At 34.5% G+C, this 18596-nt stretch carries 18 protein-coding genes; 10 read left to right on the top strand and 8 right to left on the bottom strand.

Annotation, left to right across the window (positions count from 1 at the left end; genetic code table 11):
- The first annotated feature begins 125 nt into the window (after nt 1–125).
- From LIS78_RS18975 to LIS78_RS18965, 3 genes are all read left to right on the top strand, one after another.
- On the top strand, nt 126–341 hold the full coding sequence (locus LIS78_RS18975; protein WP_229754553.1) for a hypothetical protein: 216 nt from the start codon (nt 126–128) through the stop codon (nt 339–341).
- A 155-nt stretch (nt 342–496) separates the two neighbouring features.
- Nucleotides 497–1006, top strand: a complete 510-nt coding sequence (locus LIS78_RS18970) for a GNAT family N-acetyltransferase (RefSeq protein WP_195782288.1) — start codon at nt 497–499, stop codon at nt 1004–1006.
- Nucleotides 1007–1119: 113 nt separating this feature from the next.
- On the top strand, nt 1120–2322 hold the full coding sequence (locus LIS78_RS18965) for an iron-containing alcohol dehydrogenase (RefSeq protein WP_252284191.1): 1203 nt from the start codon (nt 1120–1122) through the stop codon (nt 2320–2322).
- Nucleotides 2323–2747: 425 nt separating this feature from the next.
- Here the strand turns inward: LIS78_RS18965 and LIS78_RS18960 are convergent, their stop codons facing one another.
- The 4 genes from LIS78_RS18960 to bioF form a co-directional block, all read right to left on the bottom strand.
- A complete protein-coding gene (locus LIS78_RS18960) occupies nt 2748–3008 on the bottom strand; it encodes a YnfE family protein (RefSeq protein WP_235567333.1) in 261 nt (86 codons plus the stop codon).
- Nucleotides 3009–3862: 854 nt separating this feature from the next.
- On the bottom strand, nt 3863–4687 hold the full coding sequence (bioC, locus tag LIS78_RS18955) for a malonyl-ACP O-methyltransferase BioC (RefSeq protein ID WP_252284190.1): 825 nt from the start codon (nt 4685–4687) through the stop codon (nt 3863–3865).
- Nucleotides 4680–5426 (bottom strand): alpha/beta fold hydrolase, encoded by a 747-nt coding sequence (locus LIS78_RS18950; RefSeq protein ID WP_286676930.1) that lies wholly within the window; start codon nt 5424–5426, stop codon nt 4680–4682. The genes bioC and LIS78_RS18950 overlap by 8 nt, the downstream gene beginning before the upstream one ends.
- The gene (bioF, locus tag LIS78_RS18945; RefSeq protein WP_252284188.1) at nt 5423–6601 is read right to left on the bottom strand and encodes an 8-amino-7-oxononanoate synthase; all 1179 of its coding nucleotides are present in this window, start codon (nt 6599–6601) and stop codon (nt 5423–5425) included. The genes LIS78_RS18950 and bioF overlap by 4 nt, the downstream gene beginning before the upstream one ends.
- Before the next feature lie 308 nt (nt 6602–6909).
- Here bioF and LIS78_RS18940 point away from each other — a divergent pair, with 308 nt between their 5' ends.
- The gene (locus tag LIS78_RS18940; RefSeq protein WP_252284187.1) at nt 6910–7428 is read left to right on the top strand and encodes a DinB family protein; all 519 of its coding nucleotides are present in this window, start codon (nt 6910–6912) and stop codon (nt 7426–7428) included.
- 326 nt (nt 7429–7754) lie between these two features.
- On the opposite strand, the gene LIS78_RS18935 is transcribed toward LIS78_RS18940, so the two are convergent.
- Nucleotides 7755–7892, bottom strand: coding sequence for a hypothetical protein (locus tag LIS78_RS18935; RefSeq protein WP_252284186.1), 138 nt, complete (start codon nt 7890–7892; stop codon nt 7755–7757).
- A 218-nt stretch (nt 7893–8110) separates the two neighbouring features.
- On the opposite strand from LIS78_RS18935, the gene LIS78_RS18930 reads away from it, so the two are divergent.
- Nucleotides 8111–8344, top strand: coding sequence for a cyclase (locus tag LIS78_RS18930; RefSeq protein ID WP_098547158.1), 234 nt, complete (start codon nt 8111–8113; stop codon nt 8342–8344).
- Between the two features lie 264 nt (nt 8345–8608).
- Here the strand turns inward: LIS78_RS18930 and LIS78_RS18925 are convergent, their stop codons facing one another.
- Entirely contained in the window at nt 8609–9088 is a 480-nt protein-coding gene (locus LIS78_RS18925) for a hypothetical protein (protein WP_013058398.1), read from the bottom strand.
- 164 nt (nt 9089–9252) lie between these two features.
- Between LIS78_RS18925 and LIS78_RS18920 the strand changes: the two genes are divergently transcribed.
- The 3 genes from LIS78_RS18920 (at nt 9253) to LIS78_RS18910 (ending at nt 13232) form a co-directional block, all read left to right on the top strand.
- A complete protein-coding gene (locus LIS78_RS18920) occupies nt 9253–10068 on the top strand; it encodes a DUF2935 domain-containing protein (RefSeq protein ID WP_252284185.1) in 816 nt (271 codons plus the stop codon).
- A gap of 692 nt (nt 10069–10760) precedes the next feature.
- Nucleotides 10761–11393, top strand: coding sequence for a TetR/AcrR family transcriptional regulator (locus tag LIS78_RS18915; protein ID WP_195782294.1), 633 nt, complete (start codon nt 10761–10763; stop codon nt 11391–11393).
- A gap of 135 nt (nt 11394–11528) precedes the next feature.
- Nucleotides 11529–13232, top strand: a complete 1704-nt coding sequence (locus LIS78_RS18910; RefSeq protein ID WP_252284184.1) for an MFS transporter — start codon at nt 11529–11531, stop codon at nt 13230–13232.
- Between the two features lie 315 nt (nt 13233–13547).
- Here LIS78_RS18910 and LIS78_RS18905 read toward each other — a convergent pair whose 3' ends face one another.
- Nucleotides 13548–13742, bottom strand: a complete 195-nt coding sequence (locus tag LIS78_RS18905) for a hypothetical protein (RefSeq protein ID WP_013058394.1) — start codon at nt 13740–13742, stop codon at nt 13548–13550.
- 564 nt (nt 13743–14306) lie between these two features.
- Between LIS78_RS18905 and LIS78_RS18900 the strand changes: the two genes are divergently transcribed.
- On the top strand, nt 14307–15752 hold the full coding sequence (locus tag LIS78_RS18900) for a DHA2 family efflux MFS transporter permease subunit (RefSeq protein ID WP_252284183.1): 1446 nt from the start codon (nt 14307–14309) through the stop codon (nt 15750–15752).
- Nucleotides 15753–15848: 96 nt separating this feature from the next.
- On the top strand, nt 15849–16310 hold the full coding sequence (locus LIS78_RS18895) for a hypothetical protein (RefSeq protein ID WP_252284182.1): 462 nt from the start codon (nt 15849–15851) through the stop codon (nt 16308–16310).
- A 270-nt stretch (nt 16311–16580) separates the two neighbouring features.
- Here the strand turns inward: LIS78_RS18895 and LIS78_RS18890 are convergent, their stop codons facing one another.
- A complete protein-coding gene (locus LIS78_RS18890; protein ID WP_053487609.1) occupies nt 16581–17879 on the bottom strand; it encodes a CitMHS family transporter in 1299 nt (432 codons plus the stop codon).
- Between the last annotated feature and the right edge of the window lie 717 nt (nt 17880–18596).

Genomic DNA, 18596 nt, shown 5'->3' with positions numbered 1-18596 from the left:
AAGGTAAGAACGATAGTCGAACAAAATAATAGATTAATTAAATTACTTGAAAAAAAGAACAGATAATAACAAAAAATCACCTAATAGGATAGGTGGGTGTTTTTTACCGTGTAGGAGGATTTAAATTGAAAAGGAAGTTTTTGTTTTTAGGACTTATATCTATTCTTTTGTTAGTATTGGGTAGCTGTGGTAGCAAGGAAGAAAGTGTGCGTTTCGAAGGTGAAGGAGATCATTGGAAAGCTTTATATCTTTTAAATAAAGGAGAGAATACTCAAAACGGGCAAGGCAGTATGATCTATAAAGGAAAAGATAATGTATATTCAAAATTAAAAACAGATTAATGGTTTAATTCAATTATGCATCTACTTATTTTAATTTGACTGTTGTGTATCGTAATTAGAAATACATATTTACTTTTGTCAGCGATATTTATTGAATCAAGTATGGAATGGATTATAGTTTATGGTTAACTTTTTTAGAAGGAGCAGATAAATAAATGAGTACAAAAAGAATATACCTTACGCCATTTGAAACAACTCACATTCAATATTTACATAAATGGTTAAATGATGAACGAGCAATACGAATGATAGGCAGGACACCTTTAACTTATGAAGAGGTGGTACAAGAAGTAGAAAAGAAAAGAATGAACAACGATTTAATTTTAGGAATTGAAAGCGATGAAAAAGAATTAGTTGGATGGGTATTTTTGAAAGATATAGACTACGCACATGGAAGAGCTAGTATAGGGATTCTTTTATCTTCAGAATCTAGGGGTCACGGGTACGGTCGAATGGCTATGGAGCAAATGATTGATCTAGGGTTTAAACAGCTTCGTCTAAATAAAATCTATTTAACAACAAGAGGAATAAACGAACAGGCGATTGCATTATATGAAAAAATTGGTTTTGTTACCGAAGGAAAATTAAGAAATCATGCTTATGTGGATGGGAAGTACGTAGATACATATTTTATGGGTATACTGGCCTCAGAATGGAACAAGTAAACTTACTTCTTTAACACAAAAAGCTAAATGCACTTGCTATCATGAAATTAAAAAACTAGTGCTTCTTAAGATAGGTATTTAATTTTAGACAACAGACAATGGGAGGGGTATAAATGAAGTCCTATAACTATTTTTGTTCTACTCAAATTGAGGTAGGGATGGGGAAAGCTAAAGAATTACCAGAAATGTTAAAATTCTTAAATATTGGTTCATCAATTTTAATTGTGAGTGATCCAGGTGTGGTCCGTACAGGACTAGTTTCACCAATTATAACGGCCCTGGAGGCTTCTGGTTATCGAGTATTGTTATTCGACTCCATTGAACAAAATCCTCGAGATAAGAATTGCTTGGAAGGTGCAAAATTATTTTGTGACTTTGGTGCAGATGCAGTTGTTGCCATTGGTGGTGGAAGTGCAATGGATACAGGAAAAGTTATTGCACTGTGCGGTCCAAACGGTGGGATACCATCTGACTATGCAGACGGCCGACTCCTATATACAAACATTGCACCAGTTATTTGTATTCCAACTACTTCAGGTACGGGCTCAGAGGTTACTCGTTCTGCTGTTATTACGGAAGCATCTACACATCGAAAGATGACACTCAAACATGCTTCATTAAGACCCGTCTTGGCGATTCTTGATCCTGAACTAACATTAAGTCTTCCTCCTTCTGTTACTGCCGCTACTGGCATTGATGCATTAGTTCATGCGATTGAAGGTTATACATGTAAAGTAACAAATCCTATTTCACAAGCACTTGGGGCTCAAGCAATGAGAACCATTGTTTCGGCATTGCCTATCGTTTTCTACGATGGTAAAAATGAAGCAGCTCGTCAAGATATGCTGGAAGGAAGTCTCTTAGCAGGCCTTTGTTTTGGATCTGCAGATGTTGCCTCAGTACACTGCTTAGCAGAAGCGCTTGGAGGACTTTATGATACTCCACATGGAGTTGCCAATGCAATATTTTTACCATACGTATTAAGATTTAATTCTATGGAGAATAAGCAACTACATGCTACATTAGCAAGGTATATGAACTTTGCCAAGGATTCAGATTCAGATGAAATAGCTGTTGAAAAATTAATTCAAGGGATTATAGAATTAACAGAATCATTAAACATTCCTAAATTGAAAGATTTAGAGGGTGTAAAGAAAGAAGACTTTCCGAGCATTGTAAGGTTGGCCATGCAAAACAACTCAACATCAAGTAACGTCCGTTTAATTACGGAGACTGATTATATGCAAATTCTTGAACACGCTTACTCTAACCGTGTAGATAGAAATTGGGATTCTGGAGTAGAGAGCTTGAATTAATGGAAGGAGAGGGACCGAGAAGGGGCCTTCACTTATTATGAAAAAGGAAATAAGAAAATTGATTTAATAGCTCAAACCAATGAATTAACCTTAATTAAGGATAAAGATTAAATATACGTAAAATAAAAGGAAACAAAAAAAGATAATAAAAATAGAGATAAAATGAACTGGACCCCAATTGTTAGTCTGTGTCTATTGATGGGGGGGAGTTTAGGGTTAGTTTAGGAACAAAAGCTTTATCTATTTTTAAGTAGTGTATGATATACGCCTTTAGTTAATATAAAACGTATCCAGAACATAACCTCAAAAAGAAGCCTTGTTACATAAAGACTAAGGCTTCTTTTTATTTTAAATTTTAATATATCTTTTTATATTCGTAATTATACGTATTTCACGTAATTCAACAGGCATCCATTATCAAAATACTATTTAGTTAATTGATTATACACTTCTTCTAGTTCTGAAAAAGAGATATCTTTAGATGCATAACCTACAGCAGCATCCACAATTCCATCAAAACCTTCAGGTGAGATACTTTCTGCTTTGAGATATCGCTCATACTGCTCTAGTTCCTCTTGCTGGTTTTCTAAATCCCTCTCTTTCCCTTCGTAATCAGGAGCTTTCATAGTTTCGATATTTTTCTTAACAACATCAACATACCGTCTTAATTCTTCCACGCTTATCATTCTCCTTACATTTTTGAAGTAATACATAGGTCAAAAATATGAAACACTGGGAAGGTAAAGGGACACTTTCCCTTTATAAATATTGTGTTAACCTTCCGAAATTATACATTTGAAAACTAAAACACCCATAAAGGGTGCTTTTAGAAAACCTTCTTTATTGAAAGGAGAGACCATTCACCCGCAAAGGGAACGGCGGATTGCTTATAGTATGTGTTATTTTCTTAAATTTATACGTAAAACAGAAGAGGAGCACACTACTGGAAAAGGTGCTGTTTTCACAACGTAAATCCTGAGGAGATTTGCTATACTTTGCGTCTCTCAGTTTTCATGATGAAGCTTGCTAGTTCAATATCAATAAAGGTCCGATGTAGAGCTGGTATGTTCCATAATTGTTGATTGTAATCAGGTATATATACACTTCCATCATAACGTGCTTTAATAATACGTTTGAACTTCTCCCTTGAGCATTGTACAGTGTAGCACTTTACGCCTTTTTCCTCTATAATATTTAGCACTTTAAAATCAAATTGAATTTTCATCCTCTAATTCACCAACTTTCTGCCTGTAATTTCGACAAAAAGTGTTATAATCCTTCTCGATATATTACTACGAGAATAATTTTAGATGTTTCATACGAAAATGCATATGTTCCAAGCAACTATAATCTCAATTTATATCTTCTCTCAGATTGAGCAAAAACCTATTAAACAAAATAACAGTATGAAGAAACGTGCTCTTTCACATAGAAATTGATATGAGTTGATCCAAGTTTTTATATGAAATACTTTCTTGTATTAAGCTTTTTAATTTAGTTGCAATTCATCACTTCTAGAGAGTAACCAGGGCAGGATTAACTATTGGTTCGTTTTTGTAACATTAAATATTAAGCAATGGTAGGTTACTTTTATTCCGTTCTCATTACGATAATCATTTTCATATAGGTTGATTAATTCACGAAAAAAAGAAGGGCGTTGACAGTAGCTTTCCTCGTTACTGTTACTTGCTCCAATTTTTTTTATTGATGTAAAAAATGCCTGAACCGTTGGAAAGTATTGAACCTCTAGTTTCTCCATTTTTGATAGTTTAAATGGATGCTCTCTCAATGGAACTAATGCTTGTTCACAAATTTGAGACAACTCTTCAAGAGAAAAAAACGATTGGCCAGGTGAACTGTTACTGAAAAGACCAAGCTTTTGTTTCGCATGGCTGTAGCATGAATGAAGCTCTTGAAATGTACGAGTTCCAAAGGTTGAAAATAGCAGGATGCCTGTAGGCTTAAGTTGTTTATACAATTTTTTCATTGTCGTATGAAGACTATTAAACCACTGAAATGTTGCATTCGAAATAATAAGGTCATAATGTCTTTCTATACTTAGTTCCTCGATATCTCCGCATATGAAAGAAACTCGATCTTCCATTACTTTTTTCTTTGCTAACTCAATCATTCCTGATGACAAATCAACTGCTGTAATAGTAGCCTTAGGAAAGTTTTTGCACAATAATTGTGTTAAATAACCCGTACCGCAGCCAATTTCAAGAATCGTTATTTCTTGATTGAAGAATTTGGTGGAAAGTTGATCTATTAATTGGTTTGCCATACTTTTTTGTACATCGGCGTAAGCATCATACGTGGTGGCGTGATTATTGAACCTTTTCTTTAAGAGTTGCTTATTAATCATAAATGAGCTCCTTTTTTAGAAATTTCTCTATAAGTTGCGTACATTGCTGAGGCTTCGTAAAAAAAGGAATATGGCCAGCTTTTTCTAGAATACACAGCTGCGCTTTTTCACCAATCCTTTCAGCTATGAAAGAAGAAGACTCAGGTAAACATATTTGATCATCTCTTCCATGGATTAATAAACAAGGAGTTTGAATTTGACTGAGTTGCATTCTAACATCTTTTTGGAGTAAATAATCCAGCCCTGTAAGGAGGGAGTACGTACTGTCTCCTTGATAATTACGCTGAGCAACTTCAATAAATTGTTGATGAAATTCTTCTTCTTTTTCAGATTTAGTGAACATAGCGTTATAAAATGCAGTAAGTGTTTTTTCCTTATTACGCTGTAGTTGTTTTTTCATAAGTTCAACGATACGTTGCTCCCATCCGAATGTATTATGCACGTCGTTCGTAAAGCGACTAGTTCCGCCAATTAATATGAGTCCCTCTATCTTGTTAGGGTATAGACTTGCAAGTTCAAGCGTTACAAGGGAACCTAATGACCAACCAATTAAATAAACAGTACCTTGAGTGGAAGTAAGCAATTGAATTGCTCGTTCTCTAAAGTCACTTAGTTCTTTTACACCTCTCCAGTCTGTACACAAAACGTTACATATAGTAGATAATGATTTTATTATTGGGTGAAACGCTGCTTTTTCCATTCCCCATCCGGGAAATATTATAATAGTGGATTGTTTCATTGAATCACACTCATTTCTTTTCCAATTAGAGAAACTCTCTTTATGGCCCAATCTAAATCTTCGCGAGTATGATCTGCTGTTACAGTAAAACGAATTCTTGCTTTATTTTCAGGAACAGTAGGGGGCCTAACTGCAATAGCAGCAATTCCTTCTTTCTGTAAACGCTCTGCAAACTGCATTGTTCTTTTGTTTTCTCCCGTCAAAATTGGAATGATTTGAGATTGACTTTTGCATGTGTTAAATCCTTCGTATGTAAGTGCCTTCCTAAAAAATAATGCATTTTGTTGAAGAAGTGCGCGACGCTCTGTGTCTTGTTGTACCTTTTCAATCGCAGCCGTTATTGCACCGAGTATAGCAGGGGGAAGTGCAGTTGAATAAATGAATCCTCGCATTCTATTTTTCAAATAATCTATGAGCCACTGTTTTCCGGTAACATAAGCTCCAAATGACCCTAGCGCTTTACTAAACGTTCCCATTTGAATATCAATTCTATCTTGCAGATCAAGAAAATGCGAGTAGCCTTCACCATTTTTTCCGTATACACCGCTTGCATGAGCTTCATCAACCATTAGTAGGGCGTTATATTGCTCTTTTAATTGAACAAGATCCTCGAGCTTGGCAAAATCACCATCCATGCTGAAAACAGTATCTGTTACAATCAACTTCCTTGACTCAAATGGAACTTTTTTCAATAAATTTTCTAGGTGGTTCATATCGTTATGGCGATAGCGTTGAAGTTTTGCACGGCTCAGTAGGGCTCCATCAATGATACTTGCATGATTTAACTTATCGCTGAAGATGAAGCCATTACGCGGAACCAAGGCTGAGATGATTCCTAGGTTTGCATTATAACCACTATTGATAATAAGTCCTGCCTCAGCTTTCTTCCAATTAACAAGTGCTCTTTCTGCTTTCTCATAAAGAGAGTGATTTCCTACTATTAAGCGTGAAGCTGTTGCTCCTATTCCATATGTCATCACAGCATCACTCATTGTTTTCTTCAGCCCCTTATCTCCTGCGTAGCCTAAATAGTTATTAGAGGCAAGGTTTAACATCCTATGTCCATTGACTGTAAGCCATGGTTGTTCAGCAAATTCTGTAGTAACAAGGTGCCGTTTTTGAAAAATTTCATCTAAATAGGCAAGTTCTCTTTTTATATCTTCTTCCCAATACAATGCACTTTCACCACCGAAAATAATATATGTTAACTTAATTTTATTCAAAGTTAACAATTATATCTAATCACGCCTTTGGAACAGTGTCAAGATAAAATAGTTTAAAGAAGAGATACTAGATGATTGTCTCCACATAGCCTACTACAGTTCATTTTTTGAATCTCATGAGTACACATGCAGCCTTACTTCGGTACCTAAATAAAACGTAAAGAATCAATACTTTTTTCAATAATCATTTGAAGGTGTTTTGAAAACAATGAGGAATACCTAATATTGGTCGTGGATTTTAGAATAGGGAGGAATCTCAAGTGAAGGGTCAAGAATTACAGTTTTATAACTACCATGTATGGGCAAATCAAAGGATTTTTAGTCACTTAAAAGGCTTGCCTCAGGATATTTACCACAAGGAGGTTAAGAATGTTTTTTCTTCTGTATCGGAGGTGTTAGGACATATTTATGCTACTGATACTATATGGTTAAGTGTCATGTCAGGTTATAGTTTTGATGAAATTATCAAATCAGGAAAACAACTAAGAGAGAATATAAAAGGCAAAAGCATCGAGGAAATGGAGATGATGTTTCTTAACTTATCTGAGCAATTTAAATCATTTTTTGACCACCAAGATAACCTTGATCAACTCGTTTTCTGCGCACATCCTAATTTTGGCCAGCTAGAAACTAATCTATTTGAATTAATCCAACATGTAGTTAATCATGGAACATATCATCGTGGAAATATAACAGCTATGTTACGCCAAATGGGATATCCTGGAGTTATGACTGACTATGTTGCTTATTTATATGCAATGAAGGTAAGTAACAGTTAGATATCTTAAAGCGTTCTAAGTTAAAAACTCTCTAAAAATTAATCTTAATAATAAGTTAAGAGGACGATTTGACAACTGCAATTCATCTTACTTCAAAAGTTCTGTAAAGGGTCGCGTATTCTTATAGGAATGTTGAGAATGCGGGCTGAAGAAGAGTAATTAAGTAGAAATGAGAGAGGATTTTACATCATCTAAGTCCCAACATTTGTACTAAAAATCGTATAAAAAACGTAAAAGTCTGAGCATATTCGTATTTATTAATTAATTTCTTTTCTTAATGAAAAAGCTGCCAAATAGGCAGCTAATAATACAGCTTTAATTTTCATTTAAGGTTTTGTATTGCCAGGAGGCTTGTTAGTTGGAAAAATTGCTTTTTCCACGTCTTCTGCTGCGATTACTGGATCTACCGTATTGCTAGTTGATTTGCCTTTCTGACTATTGCCTTTATCGCGTTTCTGACTCATTTTTAAATCTCCCTTCAAATGTAGTTACACTGTTAAGATGAGTTAATAGAGCGGAGCTTATTCAACCCATTGTCCTTTTTAAATAACATTCTAGAACTTAAAAGTTCTTTTATCGGGACTTATCAGACAATATGCTTCCTTAGATAGTTAGACCGGGAATTTGTTTTCCTAAACCGAATATATATTAGGTAATTAAAACAAAGTAAGGTGGATTAGACATGGATAAAAGAGTCATTTTTGACTTTGAAGTCGATTTTACTAATGGCGGTGGAATACAAGGGCAGGAATTTCGTCTTGATATTGATGGTGATGATATCTCTGATGAAGAATTGGCTAAATATATTGTAAAAGATATGAGGCTGCTAATGGTTGGTGAGGTAAGGATACTGAACAAGAGAATTATTAGTGAGAAACATAAACGAAAACCTGCTGATGAAGATAGTGAAAAATAAAAAACTTATATGTTTTTTGTTTTAACCACATATGCATAGTAAAAAAAGAAGTTACCAAAAGGTGACTTCTTTTTTATTTAACCTTGTTTTCACTCTTTTTAAGCCTTAAGGCATATGATTCATTAGGTTCCTGAGGTAACTACATAGTATCTAAAAAATCATAATTCCACTTAGCAATCAGTATCTATTTCATTAATGTTTTTCTTTAATATACTCCCATTTATAGACATTTTGTTTTGTTTTTTGTATCTTAGACTGCAAAATTTATAAGGACGAATTCTTTGATAGATGGCAACACTTTTCATAAACAATCTGAAACCCATACAGCACAAACGTTTTTATTAAAAAAACAATGGATAATTGAAATCTAGTCAACCGGGCTAAAGAGACGTATCCTATTTTTTTTAACCATTTTAGTCCGAAGTAAGTAAAAAAAGAATCAATAAGTATATTTACTAAAAGATATAAGTTGAACTTTCCGTAAGTATATTTTAATATCCACAAAGCTCCAACTAAAAAGGGGCCAAATATTAACGGTAATTCTGCTAGAACATTGGGCTTGATTGAGTACGGAAACCACCACCATTTTTTCTTCTCTGCAAACCTGCCTTCGGCAATAAGATATAAACTCATAAAAAGACTTCCTGGAAGGAATCTTTTTAGCGTTCTTTTACCAATAAACGGAATACTAAGCCAAGGTAAAATGGTCATTAAAATGATTAGCAATTTATCTTTTTTCTTCAAATGATATTCTCCCTTTTTAAAAATATGGATATGTATATATATTCCCTTTTTCGTGAGTGTTTATGTGATGAAATAAGAGATCCTGTTTTTTATTACTTTGGTTCATTTCTTCTAGAGCTTCTAATAAACATGTAGTAATAAGAAAACCGAAGGGAGAGCTAGTAATGATTTCATTATGGGAGGAACATTTATTTTGGTTAGAAATAATTCAGGACCATACTTATTTTGTTCGAGATCACTTATCGGTGAAGGAAGTCGAATACGTCCGAACAGCTAAGCAATATATTCATTTGTTTGATGACTTGCTAAAACAACTGAACTATTTATCCCCTGATGTTATGCATAACGATCCTGCATTAATAGAATTCTCAAGAAAGGCCTGGCCAATTGCCAAAGGGTATTTTGATTTTGAAGGGTCTCTTCAGGCTCTTCGAATTGAAAACGCAGTGAATCTAAACTTATCTCCTACTTATCTTAATGGTACGTTAAGTGAAAATCAGGAATATTTAAGATTTCTATCTTATTTAGTACAAGGAAAGGAGCCTGTTCCTCTTAGCTTAGTCGAATTAATGGATTTATGGCTGGAAGATCAGCTCGGACATGCTGTTTTGTTTAAAAACCTGCTTGACCCGATTGAGATTATGATATCTAAACAAGCGGATTCATATATCGGAAAGTTTCAAACATTCATTGTGCAAAACCATCATTTAAAAGGTTATTTACGATTTAAGCAGCCAGGTTTTGCAAGACAAACAGAGTTTGCCTTAGAAGTAGGGAAAACAACTATTGAAATGAGCCGGTTTGTTTATGCTATGACCGAAAAATATAAGGAGAACAAGCTTTTAAATAAGGAAACGTTAAGGTTTCTGATACATCATTTCCCTGAGACTTGTTATTTCATTAAAAAATTGAGTTATTATGCTCCCGAATTGCAGCAAGAAGCCAACCAATGCTCATTAAGAAGAATTTCTTATCTTTAAGATAAGCTAAAACATTTCATAGGACCTAAATCCATTCCTATTTTATATTTCTGTAAGCTTTATTTATAGGCATATAAAAGAAGAGATTGAGACATAACTATATCCATTCAATCTAAAGATGAACAAATGGGATAAATGAGCTAGTAGAGATCACTTGTTACACGGAAATCAACAGCTAGAAGAAACAGCATATATGAAACCTACGTTTACCCTACCAATGAAAAAATCCGAACGCGTTTGATTCTTAATCAAGAATCAAACGCGTTCGGATCTTCCTTGAACGAAAATACTTTTGCCCCAGTCTCTGCTTTTTGAGTAGTTTGCTATGTAAAAGCTATCTCAATAGTCCAATCTCCAGCATATAAAAACCAGCACTTCTTACATCGCCAGTTATATCTTTTAGTTCTTTTTCTTTCATTACCAAAGATTTTGCTCTTACGTTCGCGCCATCCATATCTAACAACCAAATGATTCGTTCTTAATCAGTTTTTGATATTGACAGATTGATTATATTTTGTGAGACTTAATATACATAATGTTCATTAGTTTACATCGTGTGCAGAATGTATGTTGTTGATACAGGGTAGTTTAATTTAAATAGTCAACCATCAGAAAAGGCCTAAATGGCTACACCTATACAAGTCATAATCATATGTCTAATACTTAATAACAGTGATACAAGGAGAGCAACTATGACTAAAAAAGAAAAAGTAGATCCTAGGATAAAAAGAACAAATAAATACTTAAGAGACGCTTTAGTCGAACTTCTTAAAGAGAAAGACGTTACATCCATTACGATTCAAGAAATTACGGAAAAAGCGGAATTAACGCGGGGAACATTTTATTTGCATTATCAAGATAAGCAAGACTTTCTTATGCAGAGTATGAATGAAGTTCTAGAAGAGCTAATAGAGAAAGTAAAACCAAAACAAAATAATGAGGATTCCGCAGCAGTAGAAGAAAAAAATGAATCCGTTTCTTTCTTAAAGCTTTTTGAATTCATCTATGATCATGCCGATTATTTTAAAGTTATGCTAAGTGATCGAGGATTACCTCAATTTAGAAGTCATATGACGGAAATTGTAAAGAAAAGAGTGTATGGAGAGCTAATCTCTTCGATTGGAGAAGCAGAGGATGGACTTGATATCCCTAAAGATATTCTGATTAGTTATATCACATCAGCTCATATAGGTGTCATTTGTTCTTGGTTAGAAAGTGATATGAAATTTAGCCCTGCATTTATGGCTGAAAAATTAACCAGCCTAACACTTTTAGGGCCAATTCGAGTGGCAGGTTTAGAAAATAAAATAAAGCTTCCTTACTGAAGCTTTATTTTTTAGTTTGTTCAAATGCGGATAAATATCTTTCTTCTTTACCATAGCTACTGTGATGGTTTGAAGAAACATGAACGCCGCATTTTTAGTTTTTTACAATCATGAAAGGCAGAAAGGAATTGTAGTATGAAAATAGAAAAACACTGGGGGATTGCTTTACTTGCAGTTTTAGCTATTGGTCCTGGTTTAATGTTAAACACTTCATTAAATTCTATACGTGAAATTCTCCAAAAAACGTTTAACGATCAATCTTATATTTCGATAACACCGGTTTTAATAGGGGTTATGAGCTTTGCATTTTGTATTCCGTTTGGACCTATCCTTCGACATAAGCTAGGGGAGAGAAGGACTTATGTTCTTTCGATGTGTTTGTTTCTTATAGGAGCTATCGTAAGCATTGCTTCCAACAGCTTCTTAGGAATGGGCATTGGGCGTTTTTTACAAGGAATAGGAACTGGTTTAGCACTTATGATGATGATTCCAATGCTCGTTCTTTCTTTTCCTATTCATAAACGGAATTTGGCATTACTGATCCTTATTGGCGGATTTTATGGATCTAGCGTTGCGGGCATCTTTCTGGGAATGTTAGTGAACAGCTACGGACATTGGAGAGGGTTATTCTATATAGCGGCCGTACTTTCCTTACTAGGAATATGCTTCAGCTACAAATTTTTAACAAATGATCACGCCAAGCAACAGCACAAAAATCATGACCCATTTGACATCATAGGTGTAACGTTAATGTTTATGGTTACCGCATTTATTACTTTTACATTACTTAATCTCCAAAAATCAGGATGGACATCTACTTATGTATGGATAGGCATAGTAGGAAGCATCATTTTTTTATGCTTTTTATTCGTAGCAGAATGGCATATTAAAAATCCTTTAATTCCCTTTAGGTTAGTGGTTTCTCGAAAACCAGCTCTTGCAATCCTAATCGCTATTATAGGCAATATTAGTATGAGTTTAACTCTTTTATCCTTACAGGGATTGCTTAAAAATGGATCTAGTTTTGATAAAGGAGACATTTCACTTATATATATAGGGCTTTTTGCGGGAATAGTAATTGCGGCCATATTAAGTGCCGTATTATATGATAAAGTTGGACCGGGCGTATTAGGTATTATAGGAGCGGTCATTATTATGGGAGTGAACATACAGTGGATTTATTTAGACGGTAATGTTCCGGCTTTTCTCTTTGTTAGCAGCTTTGCAGCTTTAATCGCAGGAGTAGGGTTCACAGTTGCTGCAGGTCTTATGGGTGCAGCTTTAGGCGGACCGCTACCAAGTTTAGTCCCTAGAATGGTCACGGTTCAATTTATAAGAGTTACAGTATCTGCAGTAATCCCTGTAATCAGTAGTATCGTCTTTGCAAAGGTATATAAAGATCACCTTGCGACGGTAAGCGCAGAGAGCCAGATTGCTAGTAAAGAAAATTTCACTCAATCTCTACATGTAAAATCTGAAATCATTACTTATCATACGTTTTCTACGTTTTCGTGTGCATTGAGCTTTGTAGTATTAATTCTCTCGGTTTTGATGTTCCTAACAGGGAAAGGCCACAAGCTGGCTCATAAGCCTCACGACAAAGAAAAAAATAAAGAAAAGCTGAGTACGGAAGAGCTTCACAGTAAAAAAGCTACTCCCGTTTTGCCGTTTGAGGGTTCATCAAAAGAGTCGTTTTCTAATCAAGTTATTGGTGATAGCGAGTATAGAGAAGCTTTGAAAAAATTTGATCAGCCTAAATCTTCTCCTGATAAAATGTTGCATATGAGAGATCAAGAATATAGAAAAGCTCTTAAAAGGATTAAAGATATAGGGAAATAAGTCAAAAGTTGAACTTAAGGAATTTGAGTAAAGAATAGAAAGAGCAAACTCGGGTGGCAGGGAGTTTGCTTTTTTTTACTACCACAGATATGTTTTATGTAAATCAATAGTTAACATAAAACATATTATGCTGAATTTAAGCATGTATTATAAGCTTAAATTAAAAATACGTTTGGAGGGAGACAAATCTATTTTGGCTTCGAGTTGGAGAAAAATTTTAGTGACCAGAATGGAAAAAAAGAGACTACCCTATAAGATATTATATCGATATAAAAGGACATTACTTTTGTAGATAACGTCCTTTTACATAGCTAATTATTCTTTTTCAACTACCGTAAAGTATTGGACGTTCCTTTTAACAATGACTAAATCATTTGCTAGATCCAATATTTTACTTTTATCTTCAAACCTATACTGTATGTAGTTCTTTGCACGAATAAGTGATTTAGCTTCAACTAAATGACTTATTTCACCATTAATTAGATGAAACGTTACTTCATACTTTTTCATAAGAAAACACCTCCATAGTATCAATTTTTACTATTACTTAATTTCTGATACTATTTCTTTTGACTGATGATTAAAAAGTTAGTTGTGTTCTGTTAGGGCGAACAGAGCAAAAAGTATATAACAGAAACAAATTTTAATTGTCACATGGCACCAAGTTAGGTATATAGCTGTTGTTATTTAGTATATTTTAGATAGAAACAGTACTTATAGCTGTGTTACAATATTCCTGTTATATAGAGTGAAATTCATTTTATAGTTCTATTTCGTTTTAACTTACTTATTAAAAAGTCCATATTATGAATGGAAATTAGTTTACATACGAAGGTTTCTAAAGCTAATTTAGAAATGAAATGGAGAGGTATCTGTGGAAAGAAACGAATTTAGAAGACAAAAAGCACTTCGGTCAAAAGAGAAGAGAAAGAAAAAGCTTAGTCAACATAATGCCTTAAACCTATCACTAATCTTTATATCAATATGCATTGTTTGTCTGCTAATCAACTTATCATTGAGATAGAAAAAACGTTCAACAAAAAGAGTATGTAAAAGAGAGGAAGACAATTTAATATGAGTAATCAACAAACAGTAGCCGAAAGCTCTAACATCAAAGCGCTGCCGATTATTACGTCGTTTCTTATTGCCGGATTTATTGGTTTATTTAGTGAAACAGCTTTAAATATGGCGTTAAAGGAGCTAATTTCTGGCTTTGGCATTCACGAAACAACCGCACAGTGGCTGACAACAGGGTACCTGTTAACGTTAGGAATTCTGGTACCTATTTCAGGTTTTATTCTTCAGCGATTTACGACCAGACAGCTTTTTATAGCATCTCTAATCTGCTCCATCATTGGAACATTTATTGCCGCTATTGCACCAACGTTTGGGGTACTGATGATTGCCCGTGTAGTGCAAGCCGTTGGAACTGCTTTACTTTTACCGCTTATGTTTAACACGATTCTTGTTATTATCCCGCCGCATAAACGTGGAAAGTCAATGGGGATTATCGGCCTTGTTATTATGTTTGCGCCAGCTGTTGGACCAACCGTATCAGGCTTAATCTTAAAAACATTAACGTGGCACTGGATTTTCTGGATTTCACTTCCACTGTTATTTGTTGCCTTAGTGTTTGGAGCTTTCTTTATGCAGAACGTCACCACACCAACGAAGCCAAAAATCGATATGATTTCTGTTGTTTTTTCAACAGTAGGTTTTGGAGGAATTGTGTTTGGATTTAGCAGTGCCGGAGAAGGTGGAGGCTGGGGAAGCTTACAAGTTGTTCTAACTCTTGTGATTGGAGCTATTGCATTAGTGGCATTCTCTATTCGTCAAACGAAGATGAAAGAGCCAATGTTAGACCTTAAAGCCTTTAAGTATCCGATGTTTACAATTGGTCTTTTATTAATTCTAGTCTGCATGATGGTACTGCTGTCTGCGATGATGATTTTACCCTTGTACTTACAAACATCATTAGCTTTATCAACCTTTGCCGCTGGTCTAATGCTTCTTCCTGGAGGAGTTATTAACGGAATTCTTTCACCGGTTATGGGCGGATTATTTGACCGTTTTGGTCCCAAATGGCTAGTTATTCTTGGACTTGTGATTGTAACCGGCACCATGTATGGTTTCTCAACCGTAACGCTGGAAACATCAACAGGGTTTATCGTTGCCTTGCACATTGCGCTTATGATAGCCATTTCGATGATTATGATGCCAGCTCAAACAAATGGATTAAACCAGCTTCCACCGGAGCTGTATCCGCATGGAACAGCGATTATGAACACTTTACAGCAGGTTTCAGGCGCAATTGGAACAGCTGTTGGAATTTCCATTCTTTCATCAGGCTCAAGAAGCTTCCTTGAGACGGTATCAGATAAAATGGATCCATTAAACCAAGTTCTTGCCTTTACCAACGGTGTTCAACATGCGTTCATCTTTGCGATCATTGTTTCAATTGTTGGATTGGTTATCTCGTTTTTTATCAAGAGAGTCAATGTTGAACAGAAGGCGCATTAATAAAAAACACAGACCATTATATATGGTTTGTGTTTTTTTGTAATAGGCGGACACTATAAGAAGAACCAGATAAAGTACATTGAGGTGAGTTCACTTATGATATCAAGAAAACACTTAGGATTTAACTTATCTATAATAGCAATTCCGTGGTTATCGTTGTTTTTTATAGGAAAACGCAGCATAAGACGTTATTCTTTAGCAGGGATTTTTATTATTATCTTTGAAATTATTAATCATTTGTATGGGCATCAGAGGAAGTGGTGGAAATTTTATGATAAAAAAAATTCGTTTATAAAAGATGAACTTCCTTTTAGCATTGGGCCTTATATGCCTCTTTCAATGTGGTTACTTAAATGTTCATACGGAAACTTTAAGAAGTTTTTACTACTGAATATTGTAGTTGATGGAATCTTTGCTTTTTTCTTCATTGATGTTCTTAAAAGGTTGAAAATTGTAAGTCTAAACCGGTTAAATCATTTTCAATTTTTTATCTACCTTCACTACAAAGCATATTTGTTATATGGAGTGCAGTATTTATTTGAAAAGGCAAAAAAATGAAGTTGATTTAAAAACTTAAGTAGAACTATGTAAGCACCTTTTAAAGTTTTACAGATATAGACACCAATCTTATTATTCAAGCAATTGAAAATGAATTAGGTAGCCAAATTGTTGAGATCAAATTGACAAACGGAGATACTGTATCAGTCATGATTGATTAGTAATTGGCTTATGCTGTATTTCAATCTTTAATGTAATTAAAGTTAAATATATAGAAGAGAGAGCTGTTTTCAAGAATCAGCCCTCCTTTTTTATGTTTCTATAAATCATTCATATAGATAGTATTCCAAATAATACAGCCACAATCGTCATAACTAACGCTGTTCCAATGGCATACTTGGCAGCAAAGCGAATATGGTCACCTATATCAATACCTAGGAGTCCCACTAAGACATAAATAGAACCTTGAAGCGGACTTAATAGATGCAAGGGTTGTCCCAGTAGAGAAGCTTGGCCAATTTCTAGTGGAGGGATACCAAAGTGCGCAGCCGTTTCAGACATAATAGGAATAATCCCGAAATAGAAGGGAGCATTTGCCATAAAAAAAGTAAATGGCATACTTATAAGCGCAACAATTACTGTTAATTTTGGTCCAAGAGCATCAGGAATAACTGCTATTAAAGTATCCGCCATAGCTTTAACAATACCTGTTCCATCTATAATTCCAGTAAATATACCTGCAGCAAATATCATGGAAACCACCGTTAATATATTTCCTGCATGAGCGTGCAAGCGCTCTTTTTGATCTTGTAAATTTGGGTAATTAACAATCATCACGATAGCAAAACCAATCATAAACAAAGCTGGTAACGGCAAGAACCCTAGAACTAGAGCAGTTAGAAGTAAAAGTGTTAGGATTAAGTTGAACCAGAATAATTTTGGGCGCTTTATTGATGCATCCATTCCTACATCAAGAGCTGCAGCAATTTCATCGTTAAATTCTGTATCTATATTGATAACTCCTAGTCTTTTACGTTCACGTCGTCCAAGAAAATAAGAAACCCCTAAAACCCAAATCGTGCCTGCAATCATAGAAGGAATAAGTGGTAACAGTAAGTCCGTTACATCTGCTTTTACCGCCGCCGTAGCTTGTACAGCAGGACCACCCCACGGAGTCAAATTCATGATACCCATTGCTAGTGCAGGAATACAGGCTAAAATAAGTTTATTCATACCTAATCGATTGTATAGTGGGAGAAAGGCAGTTACTACAATTAGATATGTAATGGTACCGTCACCATCTAGAGCAACTATCAGAGAAAGCACCGCAGTACCCATCACGATTTTTAAAGGATCGCCGCCAACCATCTTTATAATTCTTGCGACCAGAGGATCAAATAACCCTGTATCAATCAGCACGCCAAAATAGAGAATGGCAAAGATAATCATAATTGCTGTCGGAGCAATGGTTTCAAGACCCTTCATCATCATTGGTCCTAAATCAGTGAATCCGCCCAATAAAGCAAAAACAATAGGAACCACCGTTAATGCACTAAAGGCAGACAAACGCTTACTCATAATTAAATACATAAATACTACAATCATCGAAAAACCTAAAAATGTTAACATATTATACCCCCTCTAGAACTTTCCTTCATTTTCCCTCTTGTTTATCTTTAATGTCATACTTTTTAAATTCTCATGAAACTATCTAACTATCATTCTTTATTATAAAGCTGCTTTTCACAATTATTTATGATTAAAAATAATTAGGAACTTTTATAATTTATTGTAAATTCTGTTCCTGGAATAAATGTAAGGGTTTACAAAAAATCTAACGTGAATTCCCCCTTAAGCCTACTGGATATATAGAATCATTAACAAATTATCTTCTATTCTCGTGTTCCTTGAACTAATCACTCCTTTACTAAAATCCTTTGTTGATGATTGCTCAGAACCAACGGTAGTGCTCGTATCATTTGCGTTTTAACAAGCAAAATACAAATGTTAGAGTTAATAAACTTATAGTCACTTTGTAGTATCTAAGTAATGGAGTAGTCAGATATCTCCGGATGATATCTAAAAATGATTTTACAGAACTAACTATATTCATTATTACAACCCTTAGTGTAAAGTAATAATTATTACTTTTTATTTAATTGTTGTAATAATTGTGACTATTTAAAAGTATACTATCATGGCTTCTAATGAAAAGTAAATGTTTTTTTACAGAAATGAAAAGTGAAAGGGAAGTATTAGACTTAATTAAAAAAATAAAAAAGTGGTAAAAACATGAAATGTCGAATTATTTTATACATTCGATATTTCATACTTTTACCACATTCG

The sequence above is a fragment of the Priestia megaterium genome (assembly GCF_023824195.1).
GTDB lineage: Bacteria > Bacillota > Bacilli > Bacillales > Bacillaceae_H > Priestia > Priestia megaterium_D.
This window is presented reverse-complemented; position numbering and strand designations above follow the sequence as displayed.

Bases quoted from the DNA above. Each gene is read 5' to 3' on its own strand.
- LIS78_RS18970 (WP_195782288.1), top strand. From the start codon at position 497: ATGAGTACAAAAAGAATATACCTTACGCCATTTGAAACAACTCACATT.
- LIS78_RS18965 (WP_252284191.1), top strand. From the start codon at position 1,120: ATGAAGTCCTATAACTATTTTTGTTCTACTCAAATTGAGGTAGGGATG.
- LIS78_RS18960 (WP_235567333.1), bottom strand. From the start codon at position 3,008: ATGATAAGCGTGGAAGAATTAAGACGGTATGTTGATGTTGTTAAGAAA.
- bioC (WP_252284190.1), bottom strand. From the start codon at position 4,687: ATGATTAATAAGCAACTCTTAAAGAAAAGGTTCAATAATCACGCCACC.
- LIS78_RS18950 (WP_286676930.1), bottom strand. From the start codon at position 5,426: ATGAAACAATCCACTATTATAATATTTCCCGGATGGGGAATGGAAAAA.
- LIS78_RS18935 (WP_252284186.1), bottom strand. From the start codon at position 7,892: ATGAGTCAGAAACGCGATAAAGGCAATAGTCAGAAAGGCAAATCAACT.
- LIS78_RS18930 (WP_098547158.1), top strand. From the start codon at position 8,111: ATGGATAAAAGAGTCATTTTTGACTTTGAAGTCGATTTTACTAATGGC.
- LIS78_RS18920 (WP_252284185.1), top strand. From the start codon at position 9,253: ATGATTTCATTATGGGAGGAACATTTATTTTGGTTAGAAATAATTCAG.
- LIS78_RS18915 (WP_195782294.1), top strand. From the start codon at position 10,761: ATGACTAAAAAAGAAAAAGTAGATCCTAGGATAAAAAGAACAAATAAA.
- LIS78_RS18910 (WP_252284184.1), top strand. From the start codon at position 11,529: ATGAAAATAGAAAAACACTGGGGGATTGCTTTACTTGCAGTTTTAGCT.
- LIS78_RS18905 (WP_013058394.1), bottom strand. From the start codon at position 13,742: ATGAAAAAGTATGAAGTAACGTTTCATCTAATTAATGGTGAAATAAGT.
- LIS78_RS18900 (WP_252284183.1), top strand. From the start codon at position 14,307: ATGAGTAATCAACAAACAGTAGCCGAAAGCTCTAACATCAAAGCGCTG.
- LIS78_RS18895 (WP_252284182.1), top strand. From the start codon at position 15,849: ATGATATCAAGAAAACACTTAGGATTTAACTTATCTATAATAGCAATT.
- LIS78_RS18890 (WP_053487609.1), bottom strand. From the start codon at position 17,879: ATGTTAACATTTTTAGGTTTTTCGATGATTGTAGTATTTATGTATTTA.